The sequence below is a fragment of the Limnohabitans sp. genome (assembly GCF_046052825.1).
GTDB lineage: Bacteria > Pseudomonadota > Gammaproteobacteria > Burkholderiales > Burkholderiaceae_C > Limnohabitans.
This window is the reverse complement of the sequence record NZ_JAVLFP010000104.1, coordinates 58,857-73,931: the sequence shown is the minus strand read 5'-3', so window position 1 is coordinate 73,931 and position 15,075 is coordinate 58,857. Positions and strand designations below refer to the sequence as shown.

Here is a 15,075-nt window from a genome sequence, read left to right as displayed (position 1 = left end):
GGCCGCTCAGCGACTGCGCCCCGCCTTGTACATGCCGCTGGTGGCGCGCGCCAAACCTGTGGCGGCCGCCAAGCGTGCCATCGAGTGCCCTGCATGGGCGTGGGTGATGGCCAGCCCTAGGGCGTCAGCCGCATCGGGGCCGGGCAAGCCCGGCAGATTCAACAACCGTTTGACCATTTCTTGCACCTGCGCCTTCTTGGCCAGGCCATGACCCGCCACAGCTTGTTTCATTTGCAAGGCGGTGTATTCCGCCACGGGCAGGTTGCAGGTCACCAAGGCCGTGACGCACGCACCACGTGCCTGACCCAGCAGCAAGGTGGCTTGTGGGTTGACGTTGACAAAGACAATCTCCACCGCCGAAGACTCGGGTTGGTAACGCGCCACCACTTCGTGGATGCCGTCGAACAACACCTTCAGGCGCTCAGGCAAGTTGCCTTGCACTTGCTTGTCGGTGCGGATGGTGCCGCTGGCGATGTAGTGCAGTTGCTGGCCGTCTTTTTCTACCACCCCAAAACCTGTGGTGCGTAAGCCGGGGTCAATGCCAAGGATGCGCATGGTCGTTCAAGGCAGTTGTGCGCCGCCCATGCGGGCCACGATGATGGCGGTGCGGCCGGCGAGGTACTCAGACTGCGGGAACTTTTGGTAATGCTTGGGGCGTGGCAGCATCACGGCCAAGCGGGCTGCTTCCCACGGGGCCAGTTGCGCCGCGGGCTTGCGAAAGTAATGCTGCGCGGCGGCTTCGGCACCGAAAATGCCTTCGCCCCATTCCACATGGTTGAGGTAGATCTCCAGGATGCGCCGTTTGTCGAGCATGGCTTCGAGCATGAGGGTCAGCACAAACTCTTGGCCTTTGCGCAGCAAGGTGCGTTCGCCAGAGAGGAAGAGATTTTTGGCCAGCTGTTGGGTGATGGTGGAGCCGCCCACCACTTTGGGTGGGCGTGATGTGTTCGAGGCGGCGCGGCTGGCTTGCAGCTCTGCTTTGGCATTTTTGACCCAAGCTTTTTCAATCGCGTCCCACTGCACGCCGTCGTGTTGGGCAAAGATGTCGTCTTCAGACACGATCACCGCGCGCTTGAGGTGGTTGGAGATGCTGCTGTAGGGCACCCAGTCTTGGCGCCAAGGCAAATGCCCTTGGGTGCTCACAATGCGCCAGGCCTCAGAGCGTTCAAAGGCGGTGGATTCAGGTGCCAGGCGCGCCATCAGGGCAATGCGTGCCAAAAAGAAAACTTGCAAACCCAGCCACGCGACGAGCACCAGCAACAGCCAACGCCACAGGGGGGAGGTGCGAGAGAACGTGATCACGGCGCGCCTTCCCCACCGCGTGTTTGCAAGGTGTTGTTGCGGCTGAAGATGAAGCGTGAGACAACGGCCAGTTGATCGGCTTGTTGGCGCATGGCTTGGGTGAAGCCGCCAAAAGGCCCGGCGCTGGTGGCAATGGCTTGGGCGCGACGGTCCAAGTCCGCCTGACCTGAGCCTTGGACCACTTCGGTGCTCAGCACACGTCCGTCGGTGTTGACAGTGATGACCATGGTGAGTTCACCGTAGAGTTTTTGTCCGCCGCGCTCTGGAAAGTACAAGGTCCCGCGCTCTTCAATCTTGCGCCGCAGGGCATCGTAGTACTGGGCATAGGCCGCTTCGCGGGTGGCGGGGCTGATGTAGTGCTTGCGCGGGCGTGCATTGTCTTGGTCGATGCGCTGTTCAATCTCAGCCAGCAGCTTGAGCAGTTGTCGGCGTTTTTCTTCCAGAACCTCTTGGGCTGGGTCGGCCTTTTTGGGTTGCGGTGGGGGCAGTTGGGCCAGCAAGTCTTTCACCTGTGCCAGCAGCAAAGCCTGTTGTTTTTGCAGCGAGGCCATTTGCTTTTGCATGGCGTCTGCACTGTCGCCCGCGGTGGTGGTGGCGGCCGAGGGCAGGGGCGACGCCGCACGTCCGCTGCGTTGCTCACCGCCTCCTGCCAGCTGAGTTTGTGCCAGAGCTTGGGCCTTGTCGGGCGCAGCAGACACCAGCCGTGTGTTGACCAAGATCACATCGAGCGGTGTGTCTTTGAACAAGCGATCAAACTGCGCGGGCGCTGCAAGGCGCAAACTCAGCAGCGCAGCGTGCACGCCCATTGAAATGGCCAAGGCCCATTGCAAACGGGTGACGCGCTGCAAGACGCTCACGCTGGGGCCACCTCCGCAGCCGATGCATCGCCCATGTCGACCGCAATGGCGATGGGTCCGGCGGCTGCGCTGTCGTCTTCGTCTTCTGCGGGCTCGGCACTGTCGTTGCTTTGGGGCTGGTCGGCGTCGAGCAGGGACATGAAGTGGCCGCTGACGTCCAGGGTGATGTCGTCGATCGCACCCAAGCGCAGTTGCACGCGCGCACCGCGCTGAAGCTCACTGTTGCCCAGCACGGGCAAGACCAGTGGCAGGGTGTCGGCGCGCGCCATGGGCGGCTGGCCTGGGAAAGTTTTGAACACCGTGGCGGTGAGCTCGGTGATGTGGTGCTGCTTGAGGTATTGCAGCGTCCAAAAGCGCTCCATGCCCGCCTGGTAGCCGTTGTAAGCGCTGTAGGCACTGTCAAAGGCCGAGATGATGGAGAACAACTCGGCATCTTTGGGCTTGAACGGTGCAGCCAAAGCGGCGGTGTTGCCATGTTTGGCGCAAGCAATGATTTGCCATTGGTTGACCAGGTCGGTGTAGCGGCGCAGGGGCGAGGTGCTCCAGGCATAGCTGGGCACGCCAATGCCGGCGTGGGGCAGTGCTTTGGTGCCCATGCGCACTTTGACACCCGGCAACAGACTGGCTTGGCTGCGGTAGATGCCGGGCACGCCCAGTTCGTTCATCCAGTTGCCCCAGGTGCTGTTGGCCAGAATCATGGCTTCAGCCACCATCAGGTCGAGCGGCGCGCCGCGTTGGCGCACGCTGATTTGTACCTGTTCGTGGCCAGTGGGTGCGAGCCCATGGTTGCGATCTTGGTCTGGACCGGCCACAAGCCGGAAGTTGTAGTCGGGCCGATTGAAGTTTTCGGGCTTGCCGCGCACCACCTCGCGCTGGGCTTTGAGGTGTTGGGCCAAACGGAACAAGAACGCCAGTTGTGCGCGTGGCATGGCGGGTTCTGGTGTGCCTTGGGTGTGTTGGAAGCTGGGGTCGTTGAGCCAAGCTTCGGTGACGATGGCATCCAGCTGGTCGTGGCGCAGGTTGGCCGCAATCGGCACGCGCTCGACGCGTGTGGCGGTGTGTTGAATGCTCAGCGTGGCTTCGTCAAAAGTCACATACAGCGACACCGCCGGGCAGTCACGCCCCTCTTGCAGGGTGTAGGTTTGCACCACCGCATCGGGCAGCATGGTGACTTTGTAGCCGGGCATGTACACCGTGGACAGACGTTGGCGACCCAATTGGTCGATGGCGTCGCCTGGTTTCAACGCCAAGCCGGGTGCCGCGATGTGAACGCCCAGAGTGACGTGCCCCGTGCCCAAGCCCTGCACCGACAAGGCGTCGTCGATCTCGGTGGTTTGGGAGTCGTCGATGGAGTAGGCCTGCACCTGGGCCAGTGGCAGTTCGTCGGCAATGGCGGGGGCTTGCATGGGAGCGAAGCCCGTGCCTTTGGGAAAGTTGTCGAACAAAAAACGCTGCCAGTGGAACTGGTAGGCCGAGGTGATGGCACCGGCTTGTTGGAGCAGGGCCAGGGGTGCGGTTTGGGTGGCGCGCGCGGCGTCGACCACGGCTTTGTACTCGGGTGCGTTTTTGTCGGGCTTGAACAAAATCTTGTAGAGCTGGGCTTGAATCGGCTCTGGGCATTGCCCATCCGCCAGTGCCTGGGCCCAGCTGTTGATTTGTTCTTGGATTTGTTTTTTCTTCTCGATCGCAGCCAAGGCTTGCTGGATCACTTCAGCGGAGGCTTTTTTGAAGCGGCCTTTGCCCGCGCGACGAAAGTAATGCGGCGCTTCAAACAGGCGCAGCAGGGCGGCGGTTTGTTCGGTCAGTGTGGCTTGGGCGCTAAAATATTCACGCGCCAAATCGGCAAAACCAAATTCGTCTTCGGGGGCGAACTCCCAAGCCAAGTCCAGCTCGATGGTGGCGCTCAAGGCAAGTGCCTCGCGCATCAACTCGGTGGGCGAGGGTTTCTCGAATTTAAGCAGCAGCTGAGCTGCCTTCACCTTCACCCGTTTGCCGGATTCCAGCTCAATTTGGGCCGAGCTCTCTGCTTCGGAGAGCACCCGACCGGTCTGGAATTTGCCAGCTTCTTCAAACAATGCGTACATGGGTGCAATTGTCCCATGCCTGCCTTGCACCGCGGCCCGATGCTGCGGCTCGATGTGACGCGGAATCAAGACAGGCCGAGGAAGGCCAATACCGTGGGGATGTGTTGCTCAAAGTCGCTCAAGGCGTGGTCGCCGCCTTCAAGAACTGTTTGCTGAGCGCCTGCATAGCGGGCGGTCATTTCGCGCCAGTCGAGCACCTCATCACCTTTCGCGATGAGGGCCATGAAGCGTTCGGGGTGCGCCAAAGGGCCGACGGCCAAGGTGCGCAGTTCGTCCACAAATTCGGGGGCAAAGAAAAAACGCTCATCTGGGTCATGCCAGCTGGTTTGCTCGCCGATGTAACGGCTCAAGTCGCGGGCCGGGTCCACCGCAGGGTTGAGCAAGACCGCACGCCAGCCGCGCTGGGCGGCGATCCAGGTGGCGTAAAACCCGCCCAGCGAAGAGCCGATCACGCCCGAGGTGGCTGCGGGCCAGCGGGCGGTGCCCTGGGCGATCCATGCGGCAGCCGCTTGCGGCGAGGGCGGCAACTGCGGACACCACCACTGCACCTGCGGAAACCGCTCGGCCATCAGTGCCGCCATCTGGCGGGCCTTGGTGGACTGAGGGGACGAGCGGAAACCGTGCAGGTAGAGCAAGTGGGTGGTGACCATGCGCTCATGCTAGCAGTGGACGGGTCGGGGGATAATCGCGCGAGATGTCCAACGCCCTCCAAAACCCCAGCCTGCTACAACGCCTGATGCCCTTGCTCAAGGGCTTTGACGGCCCGTTGGCGTTTGGGGTTTTCTTGTTGGCATGCGCAGGCTTGTTGATCATGTATTCGTCGGGCTTTGCCAACGGTGCACGGTTTGTGGACCATGGGCGCAACATGCTGTTGGCCGGTTTCATCATGTTCATGGTGGCGCAGGTGCCGCCCCAGCGTTTGATGGCCTTGGCCGTGCCGCTGTACACCGTGGGGGTGGCTTTGCTGGTGGCCGTGGCACTGTTTGGCTTGACCAAGAAGGGGGCGCGGCGTTGGTTGAATGTGGGCGTGATCATTCAGCCCAGCGAGATCATGAAGATCGCCATGCCCTTGATGCTGGCTTGGTGGTTTCAAAAGCGAGAAGGTCAGCTGCGTCCGCTGGACTTCTTCGTGGCAGGTTTGTTGTTGATCGTCCCGTTGGCGTTGATCGTCAGGCAACCTGATTTGGGCACGGCCATTTTGGTGCTGTCTGCTGGCTTGGCGGTGATTTTCTTTGCGGGCTTGAGCTGGTATTTGATTGTTCCGCCCATCTTGCTGGGCTTGGTGGGCGTGGTGCTGATCGTGGTGTTTGAGCCCACCTTGTGCGCCAATGGTTTTCGTTGGCCGCTGCTGCATGACTACCAACAGCAACGCATTTGCACCTTGCTCGACCCAACCCGCGACCCTCTGGGCAAAGGCTTTCACATCATCCAGGGCATGATCGCCATTGGCTCGGGTGGGTTTTGGGGCAAGGGTTTCATGCAAGGCACCCAAACCCATTTGGACTTTATTCCTGAACGCACCACCGACTTTGTGTTTGCCGCTTTTGGTGAAGAGTTCGGCTTGGTGGGCAATTTGATGCTGATTGGCAGCTTTGTCTTTTTGATCTTGCGTGGTCTAGCCATTGCGGTTGAGGGCCCCACCTTGTTTGCCCGCTTGTTGGCAGGCAGCATCACCCTGAGCTTTTTTGTCTATGCCTTTGTCAACATGGGCATGGTGAGCGGCATCTTGCCGGTGGTGGGCGTGCCTTTGCCGTTCATCAGCTATGGCGGCACCGCCATGGTGACCCTGGGGCTGGGCTTAGGCATTTTGATGTCGGTGGCCAAGGCCAAGCAGCTGGTGCAGTCCTGAGCTTGGGGGCGCCACACCCTGTGGAGCTAAGGGTTGTTGGGTGACTCCTACAATCGCGCCATGATTTCACGCGAACCCACCCTCGAACGTTTGGCCATTGCCCAAAGCTTGTTGCTTGAGCCCTTTGGCTTGGACGAGTCCCATTTGACCCGCACTTTGGCCGAGATTCGGGCCCACAAAGTGGATGACGCCGATTTGTACTTTCAGTACACCCGCTCAGAAGGCTGGAGTTTGGAAGAGGGCATTGTCAAAACCGGTTCTTTCAGCATTGACCAGGGTGTGGGTGTGCGTGCTGTGAGTGGTGAAAAAACAGCGTTTGCCTATTCCGATGACATTTCCGAGGCCTCGTTGATGGACGCGGCCCGCACGGTGCGCACCATTGCGGCGGCATCCAAGGGTGGGCGGGTCAAGGTGCCTTCGCGGCGCGTGGCCACTAGCCGTTCGCTGTACCGTGACCTCGACCCGATTGCCTCGCTCGACAGCACCCAAAAGGTGGCTTTGTTGGGTCGGGTGGAAAAGATGGCACGCGCCAAAGACCCGCGTGTGTCACAAGTGATGGCCGGTTTGGCCAGCGAGTACGACGTGGTGATGGTGGTGCGCGCTGACGGCACCTTGGCTGCCGATGTGCGCCCCTTGGTGCGTTTGAGTGTGACGGTGATCGCTGAGCAAAACGGCCGCCGTGAAATGGGTTCAGGCGGCGGTGGTGGTCGTTTTGGTTTGGACCATTTCGACGACGCACTGGCTCAGAGCTATGTGGACGAAGCCGTCAAAGCGGCCTTGGTGAACTTGGAGGCGCGGCCTGCACCTGCCGGTGAGATGAGTGTGGTGCTGGGTTCGGGTTGGCCGGGCATTTTGTTGCACGAGGCGATTGGACACGGCTTGGAGGGCGACTTCAACCGCAAAGGGTCAAGCGCTTTCAGTGGTCGAATTGGCCAACGCGTGGCTGCCAAAGGGGTGACGGTGTTGGATGACGGCACCTTGCCCGACCGTCGTGGTTCTTTGAATGTGGACGACGAAGGACACGCCAGTCAGCGCAATGTCCTGATTGAAGACGGTATTTTGAAGGGCTACATCCAAGACAGCATGAATGCGCGCTTGATGGGCGTGAAGCCCACAGGCAATGGCCGTCGCGAGAGCTACGCCCATGTGCCTATGCCGCGCATGACCAACACCTACATGCTGGGGGGTGACAAAGACCCCCAAGAAATTGTGGCCAGTCTGAAAAAAGGTTTGTACGCGGTGAACTTTGGCGGTGGCCAAGTCGACATCACCTCGGGCAAGTTTGTGTTTTCCACCTCGCAAGCGTATTGGGTAGAGAACGGCAAAATCCAATACCCAGTCAAAGGCGCCACCTTGGTGGGCAATGGCCCCGATGCCTTGACCCGTGTGAGCTTGATTGGCAACGACATGGCGCTCGACAGCGGCGTGGGCACGTGTGGCAAAGAGGGGCAAAGTGTGCCCGTGGGGGTGGGTCAACCGACCCTGCGCATCGACGGTTTGACGGTGGGCGGAACGGCTTAAACCCTGTGCTATATTCGGAGCCATGGGTCCCACACGTTTTTATTTTGCTTACTTTTTTATCTCACGCCCCAACGGCGGTCGAGAGATCTGAACGTATTTGAAACAAACGCTCTGAACTCCCCAACCAACCGCCGCAACCCCGGCGGTTTTTTTTGGCCTAATTTTTCATTTTTTCAAACTTCAGGACGAGACCATGAAACCCCACACCGCTTATCCAAGCCACGTTGAAAACACCAGTCAAACCGACGATCAACGTATCAAGGACATCACCGTGCTGCCTCCGCCCGAACATTTGATTCGCTTCTTCCCGATTCAGGGCACTCCTGTGGAGAAGCTGATCACCCACACCCGTAAGACCATTCACAACATCATGCACGGCAGCGATGACCGACTGTTGGTGGTGATTGGCCCATGTTCGATTCACGACCCTGCGGCGGCGATTGACTACGCACGTCGCCTGCAACCTTTGCGGGAAAAGTACGCTGACACGCTTGAGATCGTGATGCGCGTTTACTTTGAAAAACCACGCACCACGGTGGGTTGGAAAGGCTTGATCAATGACCCGTACTTGGACGAGAGCTACCGCATTGACGAGGGCTTGCGCATAGCCCGGCAACTCTTGATTGAAATCAACCGCTTGGGCTTGCCTGCTGGCAGCGAGTTTTTAGATGCCATCAGCCCACAATACATCGGCGACTTGATTTCGTGGGGCGCGATTGGTGCGCGCACGACCGAGAGCCAAGTGCACCGTGAATTGGCGTCTGGCATCTCTGCCCCGATCGGTTTCAAAAATGGCACAGACGGCAATATCAAGATCGCGACCGATGCGATTCAAGCTGCCGCTGGCGCGCATCACTTTTTATCGGTCCACAAAAACGGCCAAGTGGCGATTGTGCAAACCAAGGGCAACAAAGATTGCCATGTGATTTTGCGCGGTGGCAAAGCGCCCAACTACGACGCCGCCAGTGTGACCGCCGCCTGCCAAGAGTTGGCCAAGGCCAAGTTGCCTGCCAGTTTGATGGTCGATTGCAGCCACGCCAACAGCAGCAAGCAACACGAACGTCAACTGGTGGTGGCGCGTGACATTGCTGAGCAAATCAGTGGCGGCTCACACCAGGTGTTTGGCGTGATGATTGAAAGCCATATTCAAGGGGGTGCACAAAAATTCACGCCCGGCAAGGACGATGTGTCTCAGCTCGAATACGGCAAGAGCATCACCGATGCATGTCTCGACTGGAATGACTCGGTGGCATCGCTGGACGTGTTGTCGCAAGCCGTGGCTGCGCGTCGCAAGGGTTGAGCAACACGGGACCACATCGTGTGGCCCGTCATGGCGTCATTGCGTCAGCGCGGCCAACAACTTGGCGTGAATGCCGCCAAACCCGCCATTGCTCATGCACAGCACGTGGTCGCCTGGTTGAGCTGCGGCCACCACCTGGGCGATCACTTCCTCCACACTCGCGCCTACACAGGCGCGCGCGCCCATGGGCTGGAGTGCTTGTGCTGCATCCCAATCCAAGCCTCCTGAATGACAAAACGCCAAGTTGGCATCTTCCAAACTCCAGGGCAGTTGGGACTTCATGGTGCCCAGCTTCATGGTGTTGCTGCGCGGTTCGAACACCGCCAAGATGCGTGCCTTGGGCCCGACTTGGCGGCGCAAGCCGTCGACGGTGGTGCGAATGGCGGTGGGGTGGTGGGCGAAGTCGTCGTAGACCGTGATGTCTGCGCCCCCGCGTGGAATGCGGCCCCGCACTTCCATGCGGCGGCGCACATTTTGAAACTCGCTGAGAGATGCAGCGGCTTGAGTAGGCGACACGCCCAGATGCTCGGCCGCTGCAATCGCCGCCAAGGCGTTGAGTTGGTTGTGCACGCCGCTGATGTCCCAGTGCACGCGGGCGACTTCTTGGCCATGGCGCAGCACCCCAAAACTGTCGGGCTCGCCCTGGATAGACCAGCCCACGGATGCCAGTTCGCTGGCGTGCGCGCCAAATGGGGCCACTTCGCTCCAGCAACCTTGAGACAGCACACGACCTAAGCTTGCTTCGTCGGCATTCACCACCAAACGACCGCTGGCAGGTACCGTGCGCACCAAGTGGTGGAATTGGCGTTCGATGGCTGCGAGGTCGTCAAAGATGTCGGCGTGGTCGAACTCCAGGTTGTTCAAAATGGCGGTGCGCGGCCGGTAGTGCACAAACTTGCTGCGCTTGTCAAAGAACGCGGTGTCGTATTCGTCAGCTTCGATCACGAAGGGCGTGCGTCGCTGTGCCGCGACGTCTTTGGGAGGGCTCAGGCGGCCCAGCCGGGCCGATGTGCCAAAGTTCAGGGGCACGCCCCCTACCAAAAAGCCGGGCTCCAGCCCCGCCGCTTGAAGAATCCAAGCCAGCATGGAGGAGGTGGTGGTTTTGCCGTGCGTGCCAGCCACGGCCAGCACATGGCGGGGCTGGTCTGTGTGGTGCAACACCTGCTCCGCCAACCATTGGGGACCGCTGGTGTAGGGCGCACCCTGCTCCAATATCGCTTCCATGAGTGGAAATTTCGGGGTCCCATCCGCCAACCGTGCCCGTGACACCACATTGCCAATCACAAAGACATCAGGCTTGAGGCGCATTTGGTCGACATCAAATCCCTCGATCAGCTCGATGCCCAGGCTTCTCAGTTGGTCGCTCATCGGGGGGTAAACGCCAGCGTCGCAGCCGGTGACTTGGTGGCCTGCTTCGCGCGCCAGGGCGGCCAGACCGCCCATGAAGGTGCCGCAGATTCCTAAGATGTGTATGTGCATGGGGGGATTTTAGGTGGGGGACAATGGGCCACTTATGAACAGTCTGTCGCAAGAAATCGCCGCAACCGCAGCCCGCATGGTGGTGGAAGAAGGCTTGGAGTACGGTGTGGCCAAACGCAGAGCCGTCAAGCAGATGGGGTTGCCTGCACGCACCGCCTTGCCTGGCAACGATGCGGTGGAAGATGAGGTGCGCGACTACATCGAGGTGTTTTGCGCCGAGACACAAGCCGCCGAGCTGTTGGCCTTGCGGCAACTCGCCTTGGGATGGATGGCGCGAATGGCTGAATTCCGGCCCCATCTCAGCGGTGCCGTGTGGCGGGGTACGGCGACTGCGTTGTCCGATATTTACCTGCAATTGTTTTGCGATGACTCCAAATCAGCAGAGATTCGACTGATTGACCATCAGGTGCGCTACGAGGTCAGCACCGTCCAAGGCTTCCATGGTGAAACGGTGGACGCACTGAGTGTTTTGGCTACAGCCCCAGGATTGAATCAACGAACCTGGGTGCATTTGATGGTGTACGACCACGACGACTTGCGCGGGGCATTGAAACCGGATGCGAACGGAAGAAGTACCCGGGGTGATTTGGCTGCATTAAAGAGGTTGATAGGGGAATTTGAATGACGATGAATACATCTCGCCGGCGGGCTTTGTATGCTGGCGTGGCTGCTGTGGCCGCTGTGTCCGGCGCTGGTGTCGCTTGGCAGCGCCAACGCGAGGGCAAGGGCGAGGGCGTGCTCTCCCCCTTGGTCTTGGCGCGTTTGTGGGCCTCTGAGTTCGACTCGCCATCGGGGGAACTTTTGAAGATGTCTCGCTTTCAAGGGGGGGCGGTGGTGATCAACTTTTGGGCGACCTGGTGTCCCCCTTGTGTGGAGGAGATGCCTTTATTAGAGCGCTTCTTCCAACAAAATGCATCCAAAGGTTGGCAAGTGATAGGTTTGGCGATTGATCAACCCACGCCCGTGCGTCGGTTCTTGGGGCAGTTTCCCGTCAGTTATCCGATTGGACTTGCAGGTTTTGGCGGGACCGAGCTAGGGCAACTGCTGGGTAATTCAGAGGGTGGCTTGCCCTTCACCGTGGTGTTGACCCCTCATGGTGGGTTGAAATACCGAAAAGTTGGTAAATTAAGCGAAGATGATGTGAAAAGCTGGGCCTGATATTTAATTTTTAGTGTAAATTCAGGGATCTTTCGCAACAAATAGGATGTAGTTATGGATTTGAGAAAACTCAAGACCTTGATTGACTTGGTCTCGGACTCGAATGTCTCTGAACTCGAAATCACCGAGGCTGAAGGCAAGGTTCGCATTGTCAAGAGTGCTCCAACTCCTGTGGCTGTGGTGACTTCTGTGCCCGCACCCGTGGCTGCTGCACCTTCGCCTGTGGTGACCGCTGCCCCAGCCGCCGTTGTGGCCGAGCCCGTTGTTGCGGTAGGTCACACAGTCAAGTCGCCGATGGTGGGAACTTTCTACCGTTCATCGAGCCCTGGCTCCAAAGCCTTTGTGGAAATTGGCAGCCAAGTCAAAGAGGGCGAGACCATTTGCATCATTGAAGCGATGAAGATCTTGAACGAGATTGAGGCTGACAAATCCGGCACGATCACACAAATCTTGGCTCAAAACGGTCAGGCTGTGGAATACGGCGCACCTTTGTTGGTGATCGAGTAACGGACGAAGCTTTCATGTTCAAAAAAATTCTGATCGCCAACCGTGGCGAAATCGCCTTGCGCATCCAGCGCGCTTGTCGCGAGATGGGTGTGCAAGCGGTGATGGTGTATTCCGAAGCAGATCGAGAAGCTAAATACGTGAAATTGGCCGACGAAGCCGTTTGTATTGGTCCAGCGGCATCTTCTTTGAGCTACCTCAATATGCCGGCCATCATTGCGGCGGCTGAAGTCACAGACGCTGAGGCCATTCACCCTGGCTATGGTTTTTTGAGCGAAAACGCAGACTTTGCCGAGCGGGTCGAGAAAAGCGGTTTTCAATTCATTGGCCCCACGCCCGAGTCGATCCGCATCATGGGCGACAAGGTGTCGGCCAAGCAAGCCATGATCAAAGCAGGGGTTCCCTGTGTGCCTGGCTCTGAGGGCGAATTACCTGACGACCCTGTCCAAATCCGCCGCATCGCGAAGTCTGTGGGCTACCCTGTGATCATCAAAGCAGCCGGTGGCGGTGGCGGTCGCGGCATGCGTGTGGTTCACACCGAAGCGGCGCTGATCAACGCGGTGCAAATGACCAAGGCTGAAGCGGGCGCTGCATTTGGCAACCCGGCTGTTTACATGGAGAAGTTTCTCCAAAATCCGCGCCACGTCGAAATTCAAATCTTGGCTGACAAGTTCAAAAATGCCGTGTATCTGGGTGAGCGCGATTGTTCGATGCAGCGTCGCCATCAAAAGGTGATTGAAGAAGCGCCTGCCCCTGGTATTCCACGCAAGCTGATTGAAAAAGTGGGGGACCGTTGTGCCGCAGCTTGCAAAAGGATCGGTTACCGCGGAGCGGGTACCTTTGAGTTCTTGTACGAGAACGGTGAGTTCTATTTCATTGAAATGAACACCCGCGTACAGGTGGAGCACCCTGTGACCGAGTACATCACGGGCATTGACATCGTCAAGACGCAAATCATGGTGGCTGCGGGTTTGAAATTGCCTTTCACACAGCGTGACATCGTGATCCGTGGCCACTCGATTGAATGCCGCATCAATGCCGAAGATCCGTTCAAGTTCACCCCTTCTCCCGGACGCATCACCATGTGGCACGCGCCCGGTGGTCCTGGTGTGCGGGTGGATTCGCACGCTTACACCAATTACTTTGTACCGCCTAACTACGACTCGATGATTGGAAAAATCATTGTTCACGGTGATACCCGTGAACAAGCGTTGGCCCGCATGCGCACCGCATTGGATGAAACCTTGGTCGAGGGCATCAGCACCAACGTGCCGTTGCATCGCGAGTTGATGGTGGATGCCAAGTTCATGGCAGGCGGCACCAACATCCACTACTTGGAGGAGTGGCTTGCCGCTCACAAGCGTTGATGGTTGAGCTGCGACTTCTTTGCCCAGAGGCGCATGTGGAGGCAGTGTGCGATGCGCTGGATGCATTGGCTGCTTTGAGTGTGTCGGTCGAAGATGCCGATGCACAAACAGATGCCGAGCAGGCCCTGTTTGGTGAGCCTGGTATGCCCCCGCCCAAGGAGGGTTGGCAGCGTTCTCGCATCATCGCTTTGTTCTCTGACCGTGCCGCTGCCGATGACGCCAGTCGTTTGTTGGCCCCACAAGATTTCTTTGTCGGATGTCAGCATCTGGGCATACAAGAAGTGGCCGAACAAGATTGGGTCCGTTTGACGCAATCTCAGTTCGCACCGGTCGAGATCACGCCTGAGTTTTGGATTGTGCCAACTTGGCACGAACCCCCTGCGCAGGCCACACATGTGATTCGCTTGGACCCGGGCTTGGCGTTTGGTACCGGCACGCACCCGACGACGCGCATGTGTTTGCGCTGGATCGCGACCCATGACGTCTCACAGCAGCGCGTGTTGGATTACGGCTGTGGTTCTGGTATTTTGGCCATTGGTGCGGCGCTTCATGGCGCAACGCGCGTGGATGCTGTGGACATCGATGAAGCGGCAGTGACCTCGACGTTGCTCAATGCCGAAGCCAACCGCGTCCAACTCCATGCCGGTTTTCCTGATCAAGCGACAGGTCTTTACCAAACGGTGCTGGCTAATATTTTGGCCACGCCCCTCAAGGTGCTCGCGCCTTTGTTGCGACAGCATGTGCAGACGGGTGGGCATTTGGTGTTGGCTGGCATCTTGGAGCGTCAAGCCCAAGAGCTCATCGATGCCTATGCGCCTTACTGCGCACTGCAAGTCAGTGACAGCGAGGATGGCTGGATTTTGATGACGGCGCATTGCTGATGGACATCACCCACTGCCCCGAATGCAGCACTGCTTTCAAGGTGTCGCCTGAGCAGTTGGCCTTGGCCAGTGGGTGGGTTCGTTGCGGTCGCTGTGGCGCGGTGTTTGAGGCGCAGCATCATTTTTCGGCCCCGATGCCGTCACAGCCCCCGCCAGCCCCAGCGCCAGAGCCAGAGCCAGAGCCAGAGCCGTTGCAGGACGGATGGGATCATGAGGCCAGTTGGATCACGAGCTTGGATGAGCCAAAGCCAGCGGGGCAAGCCGCTATCGCTCAAACCAGTCCGCCACCCCAGCCGACACGCTCACAAATCACCTGGCTGATCGCTTGCGGCGTGATGTTGCTGCTGTTCGCATGGCAAGTCATTGTGTCGCAAAGACATCTTCTGGCTGCTGAAGAGCCGAGCTTGAAACCTTGGCTGGAGGTGTTGTGCGCACCTTTGGCCTGTGAGGTGGAGTGGCCGCAAGAGCCGCATTCGATTCAAATCGAAAACACCAGCTTCAACGAAGATCCAGAAGGTGGTTATGCCCTCCAAATTCGCCTGCGCAACACGCAGCACCATCCCGTGGCCACACCGTACCTGGAGCTCAGCTTGATCGACTTGCAAGATCAAGTGGTGGTGCGTCGCGTGTTCTCGGTTCAAGAGATGGGCTTACCCGAGTCCTTGGCGGCTTTGCGCGACGCACGTGCCACGATCCATTTTGATTTGGATGCCAAAGTGAGTGACCATGTGTCTGGTTTTCACGCTTTGATTTTTTACCCTTGATTGAGAAAG

At 58.7% G+C, this 15,075-nt stretch carries 15 protein-coding genes; 9 read left to right on the top strand and 6 right to left on the bottom strand.

Annotated elements, in window-relative coordinates:
• Positions 1-6: 6 nt before the first annotated feature.
• The 5 genes from ruvC to ACKWJN_RS16925 form a co-directional block, all read right to left on the bottom strand.
• Positions 7-555 carry a crossover junction endodeoxyribonuclease RuvC gene (gene ruvC / locus ACKWJN_RS16945; protein ID WP_408598865.1) on the bottom strand — a complete coding sequence of 183 codons (549 nt, stop codon included), beginning with the start codon at positions 553-555 and terminating at the stop codon, positions 7-9.
• Between the two features lie 6 nt (positions 556-561).
• A complete protein-coding gene (gene mtgA, locus ACKWJN_RS16940; RefSeq protein ID WP_408598863.1) occupies positions 562-1,302 on the bottom strand; it encodes a monofunctional biosynthetic peptidoglycan transglycosylase in 741 nt (246 codons plus the stop codon).
• Complete coding sequence (locus tag ACKWJN_RS16935; RefSeq protein ID WP_408598915.1) at positions 1,299-2,108, bottom strand: energy transducer TonB; 810 nt, start codon at positions 2,106-2,108, stop codon at positions 1,299-1,301. Before ACKWJN_RS16935 ends, mtgA begins: the two co-directional genes overlap by 4 nt.
• A 47-nt stretch (positions 2,109-2,155) precedes the next feature.
• The gene (locus tag ACKWJN_RS16930) at positions 2,156-4,243 is read right to left on the bottom strand and encodes a ribonuclease catalytic domain-containing protein (protein ID WP_408598862.1); all 2,088 of its coding nucleotides are present in this window, start codon (positions 4,241-4,243) and stop codon (positions 2,156-2,158) included.
• A 65-nt stretch (positions 4,244-4,308) separates the two neighbouring features.
• The gene (locus tag ACKWJN_RS16925) at positions 4,309-4,893 is read right to left on the bottom strand and encodes a YqiA/YcfP family alpha/beta fold hydrolase (RefSeq protein WP_408598860.1); all 585 of its coding nucleotides are present in this window, start codon (positions 4,891-4,893) and stop codon (positions 4,309-4,311) included.
• 44 nt (positions 4,894-4,937) lie between these two features.
• On the opposite strand from ACKWJN_RS16925, the gene rodA reads away from it, so the two are divergent.
• From rodA to ACKWJN_RS16910, 3 genes are all read left to right on the top strand, one after another.
• On the top strand, positions 4,938-6,092 hold the full coding sequence (gene rodA, locus ACKWJN_RS16920) for a rod shape-determining protein RodA (RefSeq protein ID WP_408598859.1): 1,155 nt from the start codon (positions 4,938-4,940) through the stop codon (positions 6,090-6,092).
• A 60-nt stretch (positions 6,093-6,152) separates the two neighbouring features.
• Complete coding sequence (tldD, locus tag ACKWJN_RS16915; RefSeq protein WP_408598857.1) at positions 6,153-7,613, top strand: metalloprotease TldD; 1,461 nt, start codon at positions 6,153-6,155, stop codon at positions 7,611-7,613.
• A gap of 193 nt (positions 7,614-7,806) precedes the next feature.
• Positions 7,807-8,913, top strand: a complete 1,107-nt coding sequence (locus ACKWJN_RS16910; protein WP_408598855.1) for a 3-deoxy-7-phosphoheptulonate synthase — start codon at positions 7,807-7,809, stop codon at positions 8,911-8,913.
• Positions 8,914-8,949: 36 nt separating this feature from the next.
• On the opposite strand, the gene mpl is transcribed toward ACKWJN_RS16910, so the two are convergent.
• The gene (gene mpl / locus ACKWJN_RS16905) at positions 8,950-10,392 is read right to left on the bottom strand and encodes a UDP-N-acetylmuramate:L-alanyl-gamma-D-glutamyl-meso-diaminopimelate ligase (protein WP_408598853.1); all 1,443 of its coding nucleotides are present in this window, start codon (positions 10,390-10,392) and stop codon (positions 8,950-8,952) included.
• A 34-nt stretch (positions 10,393-10,426) separates the two neighbouring features.
• Here mpl and ACKWJN_RS16900 point away from each other — a divergent pair, with 34 nt between their 5' ends.
• From ACKWJN_RS16900 to ACKWJN_RS16875, 6 genes are read left to right on the top strand one after another with little or no spacing between them, the layout of a single operon-like run.
• Entirely contained in the window at positions 10,427-11,017 is a 591-nt protein-coding gene (locus tag ACKWJN_RS16900; RefSeq protein WP_408598851.1) for a hypothetical protein, read from the top strand.
• A gap of 2 nt (positions 11,018-11,019) precedes the next feature.
• Positions 11,020-11,550 carry a TlpA family protein disulfide reductase gene (locus ACKWJN_RS16895; protein WP_408598849.1) on the top strand — a complete coding sequence of 177 codons (531 nt, stop codon included), beginning with the start codon at positions 11,020-11,022 and terminating at the stop codon, positions 11,548-11,550.
• 54 nt (positions 11,551-11,604) lie between these two features.
• A complete protein-coding gene (accB, locus tag ACKWJN_RS16890; RefSeq protein WP_408598848.1) occupies positions 11,605-12,057 on the top strand; it encodes an acetyl-CoA carboxylase biotin carboxyl carrier protein in 453 nt (150 codons plus the stop codon).
• A 14-nt stretch (positions 12,058-12,071) separates the two neighbouring features.
• Positions 12,072-13,421 (top strand): acetyl-CoA carboxylase biotin carboxylase subunit, encoded by a 1,350-nt coding sequence (gene accC / locus ACKWJN_RS16885; RefSeq protein WP_408598847.1) that lies wholly within the window; start codon positions 12,072-12,074, stop codon positions 13,419-13,421.
• Positions 13,421-14,302 (top strand): 50S ribosomal protein L11 methyltransferase, encoded by an 882-nt coding sequence (prmA, locus tag ACKWJN_RS16880; protein ID WP_408598845.1) that lies wholly within the window; start codon positions 13,421-13,423, stop codon positions 14,300-14,302. The genes accC and prmA overlap by 1 nt, the downstream gene beginning before the upstream one ends.
• Positions 14,302-15,066, top strand: a complete 765-nt coding sequence (locus tag ACKWJN_RS16875; protein ID WP_408598844.1) for a zinc-ribbon and DUF3426 domain-containing protein — start codon at positions 14,302-14,304, stop codon at positions 15,064-15,066. The genes prmA and ACKWJN_RS16875 overlap by 1 nt, the downstream gene beginning before the upstream one ends.
• Positions 15,067-15,075 lie beyond the last annotated feature (9 nt).

Bases quoted from the DNA above. Each gene is read 5' to 3' on its own strand.
- ACKWJN_RS16925 (WP_408598860.1), bottom strand. From the start codon at position 4,893: ATGGTCACCACCCACTTGCTCTACCTGCACGGTTTCCGCTCGTCCCCT.
- ACKWJN_RS16900 (WP_408598851.1), top strand. From the start codon at position 10,427: ATGAACAGTCTGTCGCAAGAAATCGCCGCAACCGCAGCCCGCATGGTG.
- mpl (WP_408598853.1), bottom strand. From the start codon at position 10,392: ATGCACATACACATCTTAGGAATCTGCGGCACCTTCATGGGCGGTCTG.
- rodA (WP_408598859.1), top strand. From the start codon at position 4,938: ATGTCCAACGCCCTCCAAAACCCCAGCCTGCTACAACGCCTGATGCCC.
- ACKWJN_RS16875 (WP_408598844.1), top strand. From the start codon at position 14,302: ATGGACATCACCCACTGCCCCGAATGCAGCACTGCTTTCAAGGTGTCG.
- ACKWJN_RS16935 (WP_408598915.1), bottom strand. From the start codon at position 2,108: ATGGGCGTGCACGCTGCGCTGCTGAGTTTGCGCCTTGCAGCGCCCGCG.
- prmA (WP_408598845.1), top strand. From the start codon at position 13,421: ATGGTTGAGCTGCGACTTCTTTGCCCAGAGGCGCATGTGGAGGCAGTG.
- ACKWJN_RS16895 (WP_408598849.1), top strand. From the start codon at position 11,020: ATGAATACATCTCGCCGGCGGGCTTTGTATGCTGGCGTGGCTGCTGTG.
- ACKWJN_RS16910 (WP_408598855.1), top strand. From the start codon at position 7,807: ATGAAACCCCACACCGCTTATCCAAGCCACGTTGAAAACACCAGTCAA.
- ACKWJN_RS16930 (WP_408598862.1), bottom strand. From the start codon at position 4,243: ATGTACGCATTGTTTGAAGAAGCTGGCAAATTCCAGACCGGTCGGGTG.
- tldD (WP_408598857.1), top strand. From the start codon at position 6,153: ATGATTTCACGCGAACCCACCCTCGAACGTTTGGCCATTGCCCAAAGC.
- accB (WP_408598848.1), top strand. From the start codon at position 11,605: ATGGATTTGAGAAAACTCAAGACCTTGATTGACTTGGTCTCGGACTCG.
- accC (WP_408598847.1), top strand. From the start codon at position 12,072: ATGTTCAAAAAAATTCTGATCGCCAACCGTGGCGAAATCGCCTTGCGC.
- ruvC (WP_408598865.1), bottom strand. From the start codon at position 555: ATGCGCATCCTTGGCATTGACCCCGGCTTACGCACCACAGGTTTTGGG.